Genomic DNA, 17,638 nt, shown 5'->3' on the forward strand with positions numbered 1-17,638 from the left:
TTTTGGGACTTAAAAAAGAAGAAGTTAAAGATTAGCAGCTATCTTGATGGTTTCAAGTACTTCGTATGGGATGCAGAGGTGTCCTCGTCCGGTTCCAAGGTTAAGATAAGGTTTGTTAGTACCGTGAAAATCAGAGCCGCCTGAGATAATCAGGTGGTTTTCTTTTGCTAATTTTTTGATCTGGATTTCTTCACCAATTGAATGAGTAGAATATATTGCCTCGATTCCTTTTAACCCGGCTTTGCAAAGATAGCTAAGTAATTTGTTCATTTCAGAAGTTCCTAAATGATAAAGAGTAGGATGTGCAAGAATGGGAACACCATGTGCTGCTGTGATAAGTTGTATTGTCGCTTCAGGTGTTAGCTTTTCTCTAGCCATGAAACATGGGCCATTTTCACCAATATAGCGTTCAAATGCTTCGCTACGGCTTTTGATATAGCCTTTAGCTAAAAGGTAATCAGCAAAATGTGCTCTGGTAATAACTGCGTTACCATAAAGCTGTTTCATTTCATCAATTGATATTTCAATGCCTATTTCTTTAAATTTTTGGATAATTTTTAAATTACGTTCATTTCTTATATCCCTTAGATCTTCTAATACATCGTTAAATGTTTTGTCTTTATAGTCCACATATAATCCGATGATGTGGATTTCTTTAGAACCGTAAGCAGCGCTAAGTTCAATGCCAGGAATAATTTCTATATTGTATTTTTGACCGGCGACTACTGCTTCTTCAACTCCAATAATTGTATCATGGTCGGTTAAGGCCATGGCGGAGAGGCCTTGCTTTTTTGCTAATATAACAAGCTCTTCTGGCGTAAGCGTCCCATCAGAATAAGTAGAATGTACATGTAAATCGATAGTTTTCATTTTCTATATCCTTTCAATTGCATAACAGATTTTATGATAAAATTCTAGAGTAGAATAATATTATTTATCAATAAATCTAGGATATACAAATAAAATATATTTGTCAAACATAAATGCTTTATGAACATGTTGCAAAGTTACTAAATAAGGTGTAAAATCACGTTAGAGTTTGTACAACAACAATAAAGGAGTGTATCTAGCTATGGATTTTAATGGGGTTAAAGTTTTGATTTGTGATGACTCAGTATTTGCGAGAAGAAAGCTGAAAGATTACTTAAACAGTATAGGTTTTCAAAACGTATTGGAGGCTACAGACGGAGAAGCTGCAGTTGAACAATACAAGGAAAATAAGCCAGATATTGTATTTATGGATATCGTAATGCCAAAGAAAGACGGTGTTGAGGCAGTAGGGGACATAATTAAGATTAATCCAGATGCAAAGATAATTATGACTTCCAGCGTAGGAACACAAGATTATCTAAAAGAATCTATAAAAGCAGGAGCTTGTGATTTCGTTCAGAAGCCACTTGAGAATGACAAAATATCAAGTGCCATAAAAAAGGCATTGACGGGAGGTTATTAAATATGTTTGCACAATTTTTTGCGAATTACCTTTTAGAAGAAAATTATATTGAAAAAAGACAACTTATTGAAGGTCTTAAAAAAATGAAAAATTCTAGAGTTAAACTAGGAGTATTAGCAATTGATGCAGGGTATTTAACAGCTGCTCAAGTAGAAAAAGTTCATGCAAGGCAAGCACAAGTTGATAAAAGGATAGGAGATATTGCTGTAGAATTAGGATATCTGACCAATACACAAGTTGAAAAGCTTTTATCAAATCAACCTGCAAGATATTTATTACTTAGCCAATCTTTATTAGATAAAGAATATATGACTAATAGCAAGCTAGAAGAGGCACTTACGAAATTTAAAGCAAAGTATAACTTATCCGAAGAGGATATGTCTGATTCCCAAAAAGGGGACAAGCTAAGCAGTGTAATTAAGGCATTTTATAAACTTGATGACAGTAATACATCTAAATATATTGGTACATACATAAAGTTGCTTTTTAATAATTTAGTAAGATTTGTTGGAGATGATTTTGTTGCAGTCTCACCAGAACGCATGTTGTTATCAGATAATGATATAAAAGTAAGCCAAAAGATATCAGGCGAATTTTCTACCTTAACATTTATTCAGACTGATGAGATTTCACTTTTACAGTTTGTATCACGTTATGCAGGAGAGGATATTCCCGTTTTGGATGACTATTCTATTGCAGCAGCTCAGGATTTCTTGAATCTACATAATGGTCTATTCATGGTGAATATGTCAAATGATTCCAATATTGAATTGAAATTGGCACCTCCAGAAATAGCCAATGAATCAATATCTCAGGAAAAATCATATGTTTGTATTCCAATCATGCTTACTTTTGGTACTATAAATTTTATTTTAGGTAAATAAAAAGTATAGTATAGAAAATAAGTAAAAAATAGTGATTGTATATTTTCTACAATGAGTATAGTATTATGTTTACTGAGATTCATTTAAAAGTAACTATTATTATTCAATTGGTATAGTATATATATGTATCAATGATAATTGGAGGAAGTATGAGAAAGAAATCACATTTTTCATTATCTATGTATATTTTAGATAATGTGGACAGTACTATACTTGATGAGCATAGAAAAGCCTTTATTGTAGGAAGTATTTTGCCAGATTGTAGGCCATCATTTGTTACAACGAAACATAATATGGATGAGACATTTGAATTGGTTAAACAGTCGATTAATAGATGCACGATTGATAATGAAGGATATAAACATATTTCAACGTCGTATTGTAGAAAACTTGGTGAGATAACTCACTATATGGCAGATTATTTTACATATCCCCACAATGCTATTTTTGATGGAAATATTAGAGAACATTGTGTATACGAAAAAGAATTAAAATTTGCCTTAAAGGATTATATTAATAGTGGAGAAGTTTATGTCAATATTGATTTGGCAAAAACATTTACAACCCCGCAAGATTTATGCGAATTTGTATTAGCTACGCATGAACAATACCTCAAAGCAAGTAAAACAGTTTATGAAGATTGTAAGTACATAGTTGCATTATGCCATTTAGTGGTAGAAGGTATACTTAATCTATTAGATATTAACAGAGTAGAGTTGGCTGCATAGCCGAATGATAAAATAGCCCTAATAACTAGTGAAAGCTGGATATAGGGCTATTTGTAAATGTAATATTTTATATCATAAGATGGAGGAGAATTTATGAATGAGGAAAGAGTGCTATTGATAGGAGAGTTTTACAAACATTTTAAGGATCAATTATACCAAATTAGAGAAATTGCTTATGATTCTGAGAATCAGGATAAAATGGTAGTTTATCAAGCGATGTATGGCGACTTCAAAGTATATGTAAGACCATATGATATGTTTATGAGTGAAGTGGATCATATTAAGTATCCAGAAATAAACCAGAAATATCGTTTTGAGAAAGTTACAATGGGGAGTAAGGAAGTTGAGACCGTTATAAGTAATAAAGTGAAGGTGTATGCTGAATATGATGATGAAGACCAGGAAGGCGTTGCTGATCCAAGGCTCTTACAATTTCTTGATGCAAAAGATTACCAAGATAAATTAAATGTACTGACATTTTTAAGAGAAAAAATGGATGACCGGTTAATTAATGATATTGCAATATCATTAGATATTATAGTAGAAGAAGGCTCAATGGATAGGCGTTATGACTCACTTAGGAATTGTTTGTTGGCACATATAAAATATGAGTGTAATAGATTAAGATAGAAGCTAAAATTAGTGATTAAAATTAGTATCAAAAGAAATAGTCATAATAGTTGCACTATTTTAGGAAATCAGTGTCTATTGGCTAAAAATATTAATACTTTACAATAATTAATAAGAAAATTAATATAATTTGATTGTGTAGTACCCCTTGAATATGTTATACTTGCCATAACACACTTTTATGGAAAAACAAACAAGGGGGTATTATATGAATGATGATTCGTTTACAAAAATCACACCAGAGATAAGAAGCTTAGCACAAAAATGTAAAAGTAATAGTAAAATAAATGTTTCGCTATATGAAAAGTATGAAGTTAAAAGAGGCCTAAGAGATTTGAATGGTAGAGGTGTCTTAACTGGACTTACTGAAATCTCTGAAATCAAATCATACGATACCGACGAAGAAGGAAATCAAATTCCATGCGAAGGAAAACTTTTTTATCGAGGTTATGATGTAGAGGAAATTATTGATGGATTTTATAAAGAAGGCAGATTTGGATTTGAAGAAGTAACCTATCTTCTTATGTTTGGAACTATGCCAACAGCATTAGAATTGAAAGATTTTAATGCATTGCTAGGATATTATAGATCGATTCCTCCTAATTTTGTGAGAGACATTATTATGAAGGCACCAAGTCATGATATTATGAATGCTATCGCTAGAAGTGTTCTTATGTTGTATTCGTACGATGATAAAGCGGATGCACTTAATATATCTAATGTAGTGAGACAATCATTACAACTTATATCAGAGTTGCCATTATTAGCTGTTTACAGTTATCAAGCTTATAAACATTACCATATGGGTGGTAGTTTAATTATTCATGAGCCAAAACCGGAATTATCAACCGCTGAGAACATATTGCATTTATTAAGAAGTGACAGTAAATATACAGAACTTGAGGCTAAGATTCTAGATATCGCGTTGGTACTTCACGCGGAGCATGGTGGCGGTAATAATTCTACATTTACTACACATGTTGTTACTTCATCAGGAACAGATACTTATTCTACAATTGTAGCTTCACTTGGCTCACTGAAAGGACCAAAACATGGAGGCGCTAATATAAAGGTAGTTCAGATGTTTAATGAAATCAAGGAGAATGTAAGTGATTGGAATGATGAAGCAGAACTTTCCGCACATCTTGATAGTATTCTTCAAAAGAAAGCATTTGATAAAACTGGGTTGATATATGGAATGGGACACGCAGTATATTCATTATCAGATCCACGAGCTAATGTTTTCAAAGGATTTGTTAAGAGACTTTCAGTTGAAAAAGGTCGTGAAAAAGAATTTGAGCTTTATTCAAATGTTGAAAGGATAGCATCAAAACTAATTGCGAAAGAAAGAAAGATATATAAGGGTGTAAGTGCCAATGTAGATTTCTACAGCGGGTTTGTTTATAGTATGCTTGATTTGCCAACGGAATTATATACTCCAATATTTGCAGTCGCACGCATTTCAGGATGGTGTTCACATAGAATAGAGGAACTTATTAATGCCGGCAAAATAATTCGACCAGCTTATAGAAATGTTCAGGATAGAAGAGAATATGTTGATATTTTTGACAGAGAAGTAACTGATTAAAATTAGTAGTAAATGATTAAAATATACTCAAAATATAATAACAAAAGCTATATACAATAAATTATTAGGTGGTTTTAGTTGAAAATGCTAAAATATTAATGTCATACTACCCTAATATTGTATATAGCTTTTTTTTAAAAGTGAAATAAGGAGTTACTTATATATTTTACTCAATTTTTATATAAATAACAGAATATTTACACAATTCAAATCAATTTGTTGAAAACTTTTGACATAATCGCAGTTTAACAGAAAATAGTGCATAACTTTGTGGATATTGTGGAAAAACTCAGATAAAAATCGTACTTGACACAGATTGTTTTATTGTATACAATCATACAAAAGAAGTGAAAATATTTGATTAAAGTTAATTAGGAGGAAATAATGGATAACAGACCAGTTTATATTAATAAACATACGAATTTATTGGAATTGGAGGAGCATATTTATCATTTGGTGGATGCAGAAGTACCAAATGTATATAGAAATCTTTTTCCTTATGATGAAGTTCCTAAAGTAGCTTTTAATAATCGTGTAGTTCCTCATAATATGCCAGATGATATTTGGATTACTGATACAACATTTAGGGATGGGCAACAGTCGAGAGCTCCATATTTGCCAGAGCAGATTTTGACTATGTATGATTATTTACATAAGCTTGGTGGACCAAAGGGCATTATTAGAGCTTCGGAATTTTTCCTTTATAGCAAAAAAGATCGTGATGCAGTATACAAATGCATGGAAAGAGGATATAAGTTCCCTGAAATTACAAGTTGGATACGTGCAAATAAGAAAGATTTTGAGCTTGTTAAGGATATTGGTTTGAAGGAGACAGGGATTTTAGTAAGTTGTTCTGATTATCATATTTTTTATAAAATGAAGATGACTAGAAAAGAATGTATGAATTATTATTTGGGTGTTATTAGAGAATGTCTAGAAATGGGCGTAAGTCCAAGATGTCATCTTGAAGATATTACACGTTCGGATATTTATGGGTTTGTAATTCCTTTCTGTCTAGAATTAATGAAATTACAAGATGAATATAAAATACCAGTTAAGATTCGTGCTTGCGATACAATGGGATATGGAGTGAATTTCTCAGGTGCGGTGATTCCTCGTTCCGTTCAAGGTATTATTTATGGACTTGTTACAAATGCGAATGTACCGTCAGAAAATCTGGAATGGCATGGACACAATGACTTCTATAAAGCAGTTGTTAATTCAACAACAGCTTGGCTTTATGGTGCATGCGGCGTTAACTGCTCGCTATTTGGTATTGGTGAAAGAACTGGCAATACACCATTAGAAGCTATGGTATTCGAATATGCTCAACTAAAGGGTACGTTAGATGGAATGGATACAACCGTAATTACAGAGTTGGCAGAATATTATGAAAAAGAAATTGGATATAGAGTGCCTTCTAGAACTCCATTTGTTGGAAGAAGCTTTAATGTAACTAGAGCTGGTATTCATGCAGATGGACTTTTAAAGAATGAGGAAATCTACAATATATTTAATACAGAGAAGCTTCTTAATAGACCAGTAATGGTAGCGGTGTCTAATTCATCAGGACTTGCTGGTGTTGCTCATTGGATTAACGCATACTTTCAACTGAAGGAAGAAAGAAGAGTGGATAAAAACTGTGAGCTCGTTATTGAAGTTAAAAAGTGGGTTGATGAAGAATACGAATCAGGACGTGTTACGACTATCACTGATGCTGAACTTATTCAATGTATTGATGGGATCTGTAAAAAAATCGGAGTTAATTTAATTTAAAGTAGGAGTAAATTGTGAATGATTTCATCATTCACATCCTGATTTAAGTGGTGCTAAATAATGCGAATTGCATTCGCATACCAAGTAGGAGTGAAATGGAAAATAATAATTCATCACATGATAATTATTCCTTAACTGGACGTACTTTTAACCGAATTAGAGAAGCAATTCTGTTGGGTCAGTATGAAACGAATGAGGAATTAAAGGAAGTCGCGATTGGAAAAGAATTAGGTGTAAGCAGAACCCCGGTAAGAGAGGCATTAAGGCAACTAGAACTTGAAGGCTTAGTAAAAATCATACCGAACAAGGGTGCTTACGTAACTGGGATATCTTCAAAAGATATTCAAGATATATATGTAATTCGATCACTATTGGAAGGTTTATGCGCTAAATGGACTGCAAAGCTTATTAAAAAAGAGCAGATTAGCGAGCTTGAAGAAATTGTGTATTTATCGAAATTTCATAGTTCGAAGGGTAATTTTGAACAGGTATTTGAATTAGATAATAAGTTTCATGAAGAATTATACAATGCATGCGGTAGCGTGATTTTGAAGCATACACTTTCAGAATATCATCATTATTTGGAAAGAGTCAGAAAAATAACACTATCTAGAAAAGAACGTGTAAATGCATCTATCGATGAGCATGAAGCAATTTTAAATGCTATTAAATCAGGTGATGAAGCGTTGGCTGAAAAATTAGCGAATATGCATATGATTCATACAATAAAAAATATATCAGATAAAGGCCTAGAAAATATTTTGAGTGAAAAACCGGATGATAGTAAGATTTAATATATTAGATTGTAGTAAATGTAAGCTGATTGTGAAATACAATATTTAAAAATTGTTGTATTTTATATTGGCTTATTTTAGCAAATAAAGTATAATATAGTAGTGAGATTATTATTTTATTAAAAGGTTAAAGGGGTCACAGCAGATATGGGAATTGAGGATAAGGGTGTATGTAATAATGATTCCAGCGAAACTATTGAAATTGTGGAGTTAGCTGAAATAGGCGAAAATCAAGAAGTGGGAGTAATAGCCAAAAATGAAGAACAGGAAGTAATAGGCGAAGAGCAAGAACAAGTAATAATAGCCGAAAATCAAGAACAAGAAGTTATAGGCGAAGAGCAAGAAGTGGAAGCAATAGCCAAAAATCAAGACCAGGAAGTTACAGATGAAGTAGAAAAATTAGGGGCAGCACAAGAATATACAGATACACGCGAAACAAATAAGTTAAATGATTTAGAGATAGAAACAAGGCAAAATAGCAAAGGTCATACATACAATAAAAAGTCAAAAACACTGAAAAAGATTTTAGTTAGAACGATGGTGTCTATTATAACTGTTATTTTACTACTATTTATTAATTTAATGGGTGTAGTAACGATAATTAATTATGGTCCATCTGAAACGGTTAGAGATCTTTTCGTAGATTCAGTAATGGAATCAAGTGCTGGCAAAATTTTGGCTACAAGTTTCTTCTCAGATGAAAAAATAGCAGAAATTAGAGCTGTGAATTCGGTGGTTTCTTCATCAGAGGTTACTGATTCAAATTTAATAGCAGTAAGCCAGACAGCGATTGAAGCGCAAGCGAATGTGAAACCAATAGAAATCAAAGATATAGTATCATCTACATACAAGGGAAAGATGGCTATTGTCCATGACCCATCTAGAGTTACGGTGGGAGTAAGTGGCAATTATGGTGGTTCAAACAGTGGAAAGACTGTCAAAGAAATTGCACAATCTTATAATGCGGTTATTGCTGTTAATGGAGGCGGTTTTGAAGATGAAGGTGGGGTTGGGAATGGCGGAACGCCAACTGGAATCGTAATATCTGAAGGAAAATTAAAATATGGTTCATTAACGACTTTATATGAGGTGATTGGATTTGATAAAGAAAATGTTTTGGTAGTTGGTAGAATGACCGGAAAACAAGCGCTTGACAGGGGTATTAGAGATGCATTATGCTTTGGCCCTATTCTTATTGTGAATGGTACTTCAGTAACTATCAATGGTTCTGGTAGTGGCGTGAATCCGCGAACTGCAATAGGACAGAGGGCAGATGGTGCAATACTTTTATTAGTGATTGATGGAAGACAAGCTAATACTATGGGCGCTACTTATTCGGATATTGTAGATGTAATGTTGGAATACGGAGCTGTAAATGCTGCTAATTTGGATGGCGGATCATCAACAGTGTTATATGATAATGGAGAATACATTAATAATAATTCATCAATCAATGGGCCAAGAAATATCCCTACATCAATTATTGTAAGATGATTTTAAAAGTTTGCTGATTCTGATTAAAATGGTCCTTGAGGAGAGAAGTAAGTGAAAAAAAAGATTTTCTGGAAAGTTTACGGTGTAATGGTAGTTATAGGGGTTACCTTAAGTGTTGCTGGATTTATATTATTTTGGAACTTTTTGTCTGCATATGAAAAATCACAGCCAAAGCACGAGATGGAGAAAGTCCTTGAATTGTTAGAAGATGGTGACTCTTCACAATTAGTAAAATATATGACATATGAGTTAACAGCATTAGAAAATGATGACACAATAATTAAATATCTTGATAATATGTCGATGGATGGACAATGGGATTTTAAACAAAAGCCGGGAGCGTATTCAAAAGATACTCCGGTTTATAACGTGGAAAAAGATGGAGTGATAGTAGCCACAGTCACACTTGTAAAGAGCACTGAAAAAGCTAGTTTTAAAATGGATAGATGGGAAATGCAGAGCATAAGTGATATCCTAAAACCCTTAGATGATTATGTAATTTCGGCACCAAATGGTGCAACGGTCTATGTGAATGGAATACCACTTTCAAAGGATTACATAAAAGAAAAAGATATTGCAATTACTGATTTGGCTTCTACAGCAAAATATGTCACTGTACCAACAATGGTAAAATATAGCGTTTCAGGATTATACTCAAAGCCTGAGATTACAGCGGTTGGAAATATTTTCAATGCAAAGTTATTACCATCATATCAAAACACACATAACTTAAAATTCGCATTTGAGAGTAATCTAGATTTTAATAAATCACAGGAAAGCCGTATTGTTGATATTACTCAAATATATGGAAAATACGTATATAATGATGCAAAATTTGCATCGCTTTCCCCATTCTTGATAGCAAATTCGGATTCATATAATTCTTTAAAGACAATTGCATCAGTCAATATATGGTATGGAAATCATACATTACCAGAATTTGAAGATTTGATAGTTAGTAATTATCAAATGTATTCGACGAATTGCTATTCTTGTGATGTATCAGTTACAATTAGTTTTATATTGTCAAAGAAGATATTTCAGTATCCTACGAATCTTAGATATTACTTTGTTAAAACAAATGACGAATGGCGTGTTGCCGACTTTGTGATTAAGTGATATAGTAGTTATTGGAAAAATCATGTGTTAAAATGTAATAAGGAGATATAAAAATATGAATATAGTAGTTTTAGCTGGCGGAACCAGCACAGAAAGAGATGTTTCAATTGTTACAGGAACAATGGTTTGCAATGCGTTAAGAAGAAAAGGTCACAATGCTATTGTAATCGATGTTTTTTTGGGTTATGAAGAAACTTATAATAATATAAATGATGTATTTCATAATAGAGAAGATTTGGATGTATTGGCCCAAGTTCTAAAGAAAAGAACACTTGAAGTAGCAGAGATTGTTAAGAAAAGAAATGTAATGGGTGAAAGTTTCTTTGGCCCTAATGTATTAGAATTATGTAAGGCAGCTGATATTGTATTTATGGGGCTACATGGCTCTAATGGTGAAGATGGCAAGATTCAAGGAATATTTGACCTTATGGAGATCAAATACACAGGCACAGGATATTTAAGCAGTGCATTGGCTATGAATAAGGATATAACAAAAACAATATTAGCAGCGGCCGGAGTACCTGTTCCAGGAGGATTTACGGTTACGAGCAAAGATGTTGAAAACGAACAAGATATTCCATTTCCATGTGTGGTTAAGCCTTCTTGCGGAGGTTCAAGCGTGGGCGTATCGATTGTAAATAATATTGCCGAATACGAAAAAGCGTTGAAAGAAGCATTTGTATGGGAAGATAATATTGTTGTTGAAGAATATGTAAAAGGTAGAGAATTTTCAATAGGAGTAATTGAGGGTATCGCACTTCCAATAATTGAAATCGCACCTTTGAATGGTTTCTACGATTACAAAAACAAATATAATGCAGGTTTAGTTGACGAAACATGTCCAGCCCAGTTAACAGATGAAATTACAGAAAAAATGCAGGCATATGCAGTACACGCCTGTTTTGCAATCAATCTTGAGACATATGGCAGAGTAGATTTTATGTTAGATGAAAATAACAAGATTTTCTGCCTTGAGATAAACACATTACCAGGGATGACATCCACGAGCTTATTACCTCAAGAGGCACAGGCTACCGGTATGTCATATGATCAACTATGTGAACATATAATCGAAATTTCCATGAAGAAATATCAGTAAACTGCGAAAGCACACGGATAGGGAGTTAATATGAAAGGTATGACGTTGGCTGCCATTGCTAAGGCTTGCAATGGCATTTACTATGGTCTAGAAGAGAACAAAGACGTAACCGAAGAAGACAAAGACATAACCGAGGATGACAAAGAGGTAACCGTTAGTGGGGTTATCATAGATAGCAGAAAAGTCGAAAAAGATAGTCTGTTTATTGCAATTAAGGGCGAGCGAAGTGATGGCCATGATTATATTGAATCGGTATATGAAAAGGGTGCACTTTGTTGTATAACTGAAAAAGAACTAGCAGATAAAAACCATCCATATATCAAAGTCGAATCTTCACTTCAAGCAATCAAAGATATTGCGCAGTATTACCGAAGCGTGCTAGATGTGAAAGTAATCGGTATCACAGGTAGTGTTGGTAAAACAAGTACGAAAGAAACGATTGCTGCTGTGATTTCTAAGAAGTACAGAGTCTTAAAAACGCTAGGTAATTTTAATAATGAAATAGGACTGCCACTTACAATTTTTAGATTGACCCAAGATGATGAAGTTGCCGTTTTAGAGATGGGAATTAGTGATTTTGGTGAAATGACAAGACTGACAAAAATTGCAAAACCGGATATATGTGTGATTACCAATATAGGACTTTGCCATTTGGAGAATCTGAAATCCAGGGATGGAATATTGAAAGCAAAGACTGAGATATTTAAGTCCATGGCAGCCGATGGAAGTGTCATTTTAAATGGTGATGATGATAAATTAGTTACGATACATAGTGTGAATGGAAAAACTCCATATTTTTTTGGAATCGACAATCAGTGTGATTATTTTGCAGATGGAATTGAAAATCTGGGCTTAGATGGTATGAAAGCGACAATTCACTGTGGTGAGGAAGAAGCATTCGACGTAGTTATTCCAATTCCAGGTCATCATATGGTATACAATGCACTTGCGGCAACCGTTGTTGGCAAAGTCTTAGGATTATCAAAAGAAGAGATAAAAGCTGGAATCGAGAGCTTGGAATCACTTAGTGGAAGAAATCATATTATCAAGAAAAATGGCTATACAATTATTGACGATTGTTATAATGCAAATCCAGTATCCATGAAAGCTTCAATCGATGTGATCAATACTGCTATTGGACGAAAAGTATGTATCCTTGGAGACATGTTTGAATTGGGCATAGACGAGAGAAAACTTCATTATGAAGTTGGTGAATATCTTGCAAGCAAAGAGATTAATATCCTAATTACCGTTGGTTCATTGGCAAAAGAAATTAGTAATGCCGTAGAAAATAGTAATCAGGCTTCGAATCGTTCCAATTTAGGTCATGTTCTACATTTTGATACGCGTGATGAGTTGCTCTTGCAGCTCAAAAATATTATTCATACAGGCGACACTATTTTGGTAAAGGCATCCCATGGAATGGAGTTTTCTAAAGTGGTGGAATATCTTGCTATTTAAAATAGCTTAATATATAATAACAAATAGCAAAAATATACGCACAAAAACTGTTTAGAAATGAGGAGCGGTATGAATAATAGAGTATCAAGGAAAATATTAGCTGTTTTGACAATATTAGTGCTTACTTTTTCATTAATTGCATGTGGTAGTAAGAAAAATACGGTTGTAGGAGCATGGTTACAGTCTAATAGTAGTGAAGTAAAAGACGAATATACATTTAATGCAGATAGAACAGGAACCTATACAAATACAATCTATTCGATGTCAACAATTGATTTTACATATACAATTGAGGGAGAAACAATTTCAATCGTAATGAAGATTTTAGGTGAAGATACAATAAATAGTTATAATTATAAGCTTGATGGCGACACCCTAACAATGACGATTGATGGGAAAGATGTAGCTTTTCAAAAGAAGTAAATGATTAAAATATTTATAAAATACGCTGTTAAATATTTTGTAAAATCGGTAATGGGGAAGCATAATCTTATGTTTCCTTTTTTTGTGTATATATTATTATAAAATTGGGAAAATTTAGTATATGCACTTGTTAATAAATCTACTAACGCTGATATACTATACTTATGGCTAATACTTATGCTATAATGGCAAGAAATAAATTATCAAATATAGGAGGTTAAGGAAATGGCAGATCATGTAATTAATGAAGCAAAGCGTTGTTTGAATTGTAAGAATCCGTTGTGTAGAGTAGGTTGCCCTATTTCAACAGAAATTCCAACAATGATAAAAGAATTTTTAAATGGGAAAATTACAGAGTCTGGTGAAATGTTATTTCAAAATAATCCATTGTCAATCATTTGTTCACTTGTATGTGATCATGAGGCACAATGTGAAGGTCACTGTATATTAGGCAGGAAGGGAAGTCCTGTTCACATAAGTAGTATTGAAAATTATATCTCTAACAATTATTTTGCAAAAATGACACCCGAAAAAGTGGAGCGCAAAAATAAAAGAGCTGCAGTAATTGGTTCTGGACCTGCGGGAATCACAATTTCAATCATACTAGCTAGTCGTGGATATGATGTAACCGTATTTGAAACAAGAGAAAAGATAGGCGGAGTACTTCGTTACGGAATCCCGGAATTTCGTTTGCCGAAGAATATTCTTGACAATTATAGAGAAAAAATGACGGCAATGGGAATTAAGTTTCGCCCGAATTCAACAATTGGCGGAGCAATCAGCATAGATGATCTATTTAGAGATGGATATTTGGCCGTATTTATAGGTACTGGCGTATGGCGCCCTAATTCACTTAAAATAAAGGGTGAAACGCTTGGTAATGTAAACTTCGCAATTGATTATCTTGTAAATCCGGATTCCTATACACTTGGAAATACAGTAGCAATTATTGGTGCTGGTAACTCAGCAATGGATGTTGCTAGGACCGTTCTTAGAAAAGGTTCAAGAAATGTAACCGTTTATACGCGAAGTGAAAAAGTAAGAGCGAGTGCTCGTGAAGTTGAGTATGCTGAAATTGACGGCGTTAAGTTTGAATATCTTAAATCACCAGTGGAATTGACTGAAGATGGACCAATATTTTGTGATGTTGCAATGGATGAATTTGGTAACAAGACCAATGTTGCAGGTAGTGAGAAGCTATATCATGCTGATTCTATCATCGTTGCAGTTAGTCAAGGACCTAAGGATAAGGTGATCACAACAACAACTGGTATTGATGTCAATAAAAAAGGTCTAATTATAACAGATGAATCAGGTGAAACGACTCGTCCAGGAATATTTGCATCAGGAGATGTAGTACAAGGTGCAAAGACCGTAGTTGAGGCAGTTCATTATTCAAAGCAGGTTGCTGATGCAATGGATGAGTACATGAGTAAGATATGATTTTAGTGGGGAAAACTTTTGGAGGTGTTGAGTGAATAACCATTTATCATTATGCATTTGCCTTGCCTTTCCTTCAAGCAGCATGTTTTTTACATGCCTCAGGGATGATGAAAAGACTCGCTTCGCTCATTTTTCATCTGAGTCATGACAACCGAAGCATAATGCTTCGGTTCGCGGGCGGCGTCAAATTGACATGCAAGCATGTCAGCTTGACTTATGCCTTCGCGCAAAACATTAACACTGCTTTCAGCCGGTCGGCGGCGAAATGCATAATGATAAATGGTTATTCACCGGTTACGGTTGAAAAGAGTTTTGACACTGAAATCATATTGGCGGAAAAAAAGAGAAAAAAGATAAAGATAAAAGATAAAGATAAAAGATAAAGAAAAAAAGATAATCCCCTACTTATAATGCTTGATATCATTATAAGTAGGGGATTTCTTGTTTAAAGGGTTTTATATAAATAGAAATTCAAGCATGGACTTTGATTTGTATATCGTGTAACGCGGTCTATGAGCTAGTAGAAATAGATCACTTATAAGGAATTCTGCAAAGAATATAGATTACTTATAAGCGATTGCATAGAAAAGCAACTGCATAGAAAAGCTACTTTGCTAAATTTATTAATATTCAACTTTATCTAGAAATAATGCATTTCCAGAAACGGTTGGGCCGGCTAAGCCTCTATCTTTTTGGGCTAGTATTTCGATGATATAGCCAGGGGACATCTTGCCTAGGCCAATTTCAATTAAGGTACCGGTTAGAATGCGAACCATATTGTATAGAAAACCATTTCCATGGTAACAAATTCTGACTAGGCCATTATTGGAAGTTATCTTGATATCATATATCGTTCTGACGGTTGTTTTTTTTAAATCAGTTTTTGCACAAAATGATATGAAGTTGTGCTCTCCTTCAAGGAAGGAAGCAGCCATTCTCATTGCATCTAAGTTTAGTGGCGCTTCAACTCGCAAATTGTAATTTTTCTTAAATACACTAGCGACATCACCATTATCGATGTAATAGGAGTAAAATTTGCCAGTTGCACTTAATCTTGCATGGAAGGTAATATCAACTTTTTCTATGCCAAAAACGCGTATATCTTTTGGGAGATTGTCGTTAATGTTTGTAAGAAAATCATCTGTGGATATTTCTATGTTCGTTTTAAAATTGGCAACCTGTCCATCGGCGTGCACGCCAGCGTCGGTACGTCCTGAACCATTAAGCTCAATTGGAATGCTTTGAGAGTCGAATACACTAAGATATTTTGAAATTGTATCCTCGAGGATACCCTGTATCGTGCTGTCCGTGTTTCCTTGCTTTTGCCAGCCATTATATTTGTGACCATCATACTGAATGTAGAGTTTGTAATTATTCATGTGTCTCCTTCTAAGGGCGCAAGGGAAAAGATAATTCCCTCATATTTATTTGTTATGCTTTAATCTTGTAAATAGTAAATAGTTAAATGTATATGATTCATATACTAAGTAACTGATGTTTTACTTATGATAATTAGCCGTTATAACAGGCTCTTTCGCCACCAATATATTTCCCTCTTGTTCTTGCACAGACAATATGTGCACCGCCTATTTCCTTCGTCGCAACTCGAACGGGAACAGCTACAGGAGCTAGATGCATACCAATCAAAGTATCACCGATATCGATGCCTGCCTGTGCCTGAATATATTCAACAGCGACAGGATTTGTAAATCCAGCAAATGCAGCAGTTGAAAATGAGCCACCAGCTTTTAGTTGTGGAACAACATTAACAATCGGGAGTCTATATTCCTTGGCAACTGATTTTTCTATAATAATAGCTCGGTTAAGGTGCTCACAACACTGTGTCGCTAAATGAATCCCATTCTTTTCGAGTTCGGTATGAAGCGTTTCAAATATTACTTTGCCGATTTCTGCATTAGAAAATGAGCCTATGCTATGTTTTGAGACCTCACTTGTAGAGCATCCCACAACCAAAATATCTCCTCTATCTAAATTTGCAACGCTAAGCAATTCGTCCAGAACACTTAGTGTTTCTTGTTTTATTAAATCTAAATCTTTATATTGATCAGTAGAAATACCATTTGCCATAGTTATATGCCTCTTTCTGTTTTATCTTTATAAATTTTTATATAATAATGATTGTGTCTAATAATACAACGTTTCATCCAAACTTTCAAGGAGACAAAACAACAAAGTTTGCAGGTTCAGATGGCTGCGCCATAATTCACCTGCAAACTTTGTTGTTTTGTCTTGGGGGGAAGAAGGGCAAGAATAAAAGAAAAGGGCAAGGGTAAAAGAAAAGGGCAAAGAGCGGGGAGAGATTGTTTTGTTTTCAATTTGTAAATAGTGTATTATAATTGGATAATATGTACAATTCATAGGATAAGGGAATGAAGGAATATGTTTGAAAAATGCTGGGATATATATGGATTTTAAATCTTGTAATGTAGTTATTTTTGACATAAGTAGGGTATGTTTTTTACAATACTAGGAAATGAATTGATTTTTATGTTATTTTATATATGTAATATAGTGTCGATAGGGTGTTTGGGAATTTTGTTATATGTAATAAAATAATTTGATGATTGCTAGGAAGTCAGTTATCATCTATTAATTACAGGCTTCTTGCGATGGGAATTTTATGGGTGAATAATGTTTATTATTGAAGCTGGTGTTAGTAGGATGTATTTGATACTTTTACTAGTTTCATTAATCTAGGGGTATAAAATGCATTCGCAAGGATAGC

The 17,638-nt window shown here is 33.8% G+C and carries 16 protein-coding genes; 13 read left to right on the top strand and 3 right to left on the bottom strand.

The genetic code is table 11. The features are described 5' to 3' along the window. Window positions 1-24: 24 nt before the first annotated feature. Entirely contained in the window at window positions 25-870 is an 846-nt protein-coding gene (locus BMY18_RS02520; RefSeq protein ID WP_092450273.1) for a PHP domain-containing protein, read from the bottom strand. A 202-nt stretch (window positions 871-1,072) separates the two neighbouring features. On the opposite strand from BMY18_RS02520, the gene BMY18_RS02525 reads away from it, so the two are divergent. The 13 genes from BMY18_RS02525 to BMY18_RS02585 all read left to right on the top strand — a co-directional run bounded on the left by BMY18_RS02525 (window position 1,073) and on the right by BMY18_RS02585 (window position 14,892). Continuing rightward, window positions 1,073-1,453, top strand: a complete 381-nt coding sequence (locus BMY18_RS02525; RefSeq protein ID WP_092450275.1) for a response regulator — start codon at window positions 1,073-1,075, stop codon at window positions 1,451-1,453. Window positions 1,454-1,455: 2 nt separating this feature from the next. Next, on the top strand, window positions 1,456-2,337 hold the full coding sequence (locus BMY18_RS02530) for a hypothetical protein (protein WP_092450277.1): 882 nt from the start codon (window positions 1,456-1,458) through the stop codon (window positions 2,335-2,337). A 149-nt stretch (window positions 2,338-2,486) separates the two neighbouring features. After that, a complete protein-coding gene (locus tag BMY18_RS02535; RefSeq protein ID WP_170841268.1) occupies window positions 2,487-3,065 on the top strand; it encodes a zinc dependent phospholipase C family protein in 579 nt (192 codons plus the stop codon). A 93-nt stretch (window positions 3,066-3,158) separates the two neighbouring features. Beyond that, the gene (locus BMY18_RS02540; protein ID WP_092450281.1) at window positions 3,159-3,695 is read left to right on the top strand and encodes a DUF1653 domain-containing protein; all 537 of its coding nucleotides are present in this window, start codon (window positions 3,159-3,161) and stop codon (window positions 3,693-3,695) included. A gap of 208 nt (window positions 3,696-3,903) precedes the next feature. Continuing rightward, window positions 3,904-5,283 (top strand): citrate/2-methylcitrate synthase, encoded by a 1,380-nt coding sequence (locus tag BMY18_RS02545; protein ID WP_092450283.1) that lies wholly within the window; start codon window positions 3,904-3,906, stop codon window positions 5,281-5,283. Between the two features lie 384 nt (window positions 5,284-5,667). Next, the gene (locus BMY18_RS02550; protein WP_092450285.1) at window positions 5,668-7,059 is read left to right on the top strand and encodes a beta/alpha barrel domain-containing protein; all 1,392 of its coding nucleotides are present in this window, start codon (window positions 5,668-5,670) and stop codon (window positions 7,057-7,059) included. Window positions 7,060-7,154: 95 nt separating this feature from the next. Further along, window positions 7,155-7,853 carry a GntR family transcriptional regulator gene (locus BMY18_RS02555; RefSeq protein WP_092450288.1) on the top strand — a complete coding sequence of 233 codons (699 nt, stop codon included), beginning with the start codon at window positions 7,155-7,157 and terminating at the stop codon, window positions 7,851-7,853. A 147-nt stretch (window positions 7,854-8,000) separates the two neighbouring features. Then, a complete protein-coding gene (locus BMY18_RS02560) occupies window positions 8,001-9,347 on the top strand; it encodes a phosphodiester glycosidase family protein (RefSeq protein WP_207647418.1) in 1,347 nt (448 codons plus the stop codon). Between the two features lie 51 nt (window positions 9,348-9,398). Continuing rightward, window positions 9,399-10,466, top strand: a complete 1,068-nt coding sequence (locus BMY18_RS02565) for a hypothetical protein (protein WP_092450290.1) — start codon at window positions 9,399-9,401, stop codon at window positions 10,464-10,466. 55 nt (window positions 10,467-10,521) lie between these two features. After that, window positions 10,522-11,565 carry a D-alanine--D-alanine ligase family protein gene (locus BMY18_RS02570; protein ID WP_092450292.1) on the top strand — a complete coding sequence of 348 codons (1,044 nt, stop codon included), beginning with the start codon at window positions 10,522-10,524 and terminating at the stop codon, window positions 11,563-11,565. A 30-nt stretch (window positions 11,566-11,595) separates the two neighbouring features. After that, on the top strand, window positions 11,596-13,026 hold the full coding sequence (locus BMY18_RS02575) for a UDP-N-acetylmuramoyl-tripeptide--D-alanyl-D-alanine ligase (protein ID WP_092450295.1): 1,431 nt from the start codon (window positions 11,596-11,598) through the stop codon (window positions 13,024-13,026). A 69-nt stretch (window positions 13,027-13,095) separates the two neighbouring features. Further along, on the top strand, window positions 13,096-13,449 hold the full coding sequence (locus BMY18_RS02580) for a DUF5640 domain-containing protein (RefSeq protein WP_092450298.1): 354 nt from the start codon (window positions 13,096-13,098) through the stop codon (window positions 13,447-13,449). A gap of 225 nt (window positions 13,450-13,674) precedes the next feature. Continuing rightward, window positions 13,675-14,892, top strand: a complete 1,218-nt coding sequence (locus BMY18_RS02585; RefSeq protein WP_092450300.1) for an NAD(P)-dependent oxidoreductase — start codon at window positions 13,675-13,677, stop codon at window positions 14,890-14,892. A 623-nt stretch (window positions 14,893-15,515) separates the two neighbouring features. On the opposite strand, the gene truA is transcribed toward BMY18_RS02585, so the two are convergent. Continuing rightward, on the bottom strand, window positions 15,516-16,271 hold the full coding sequence (truA, locus tag BMY18_RS02590) for a tRNA pseudouridine(38-40) synthase TruA (protein ID WP_092450302.1): 756 nt from the start codon (window positions 16,269-16,271) through the stop codon (window positions 15,516-15,518). Window positions 16,272-16,404: 133 nt separating this feature from the next. Next, window positions 16,405-16,980 carry a TIGR01440 family protein gene (locus BMY18_RS02595; protein ID WP_092450304.1) on the bottom strand — a complete coding sequence of 192 codons (576 nt, stop codon included), beginning with the start codon at window positions 16,978-16,980 and terminating at the stop codon, window positions 16,405-16,407. Window positions 16,981-17,638: the final 658 nt, after the last annotated feature.

Origin of the sequence: [Clostridium] fimetarium (genome assembly GCF_900111235.1) — a bacterium.
Taxonomy (GTDB): domain Bacteria; phylum Bacillota; class Clostridia; order Lachnospirales; family Lachnospiraceae; genus Clostridium_N; species Clostridium_N fimetarium.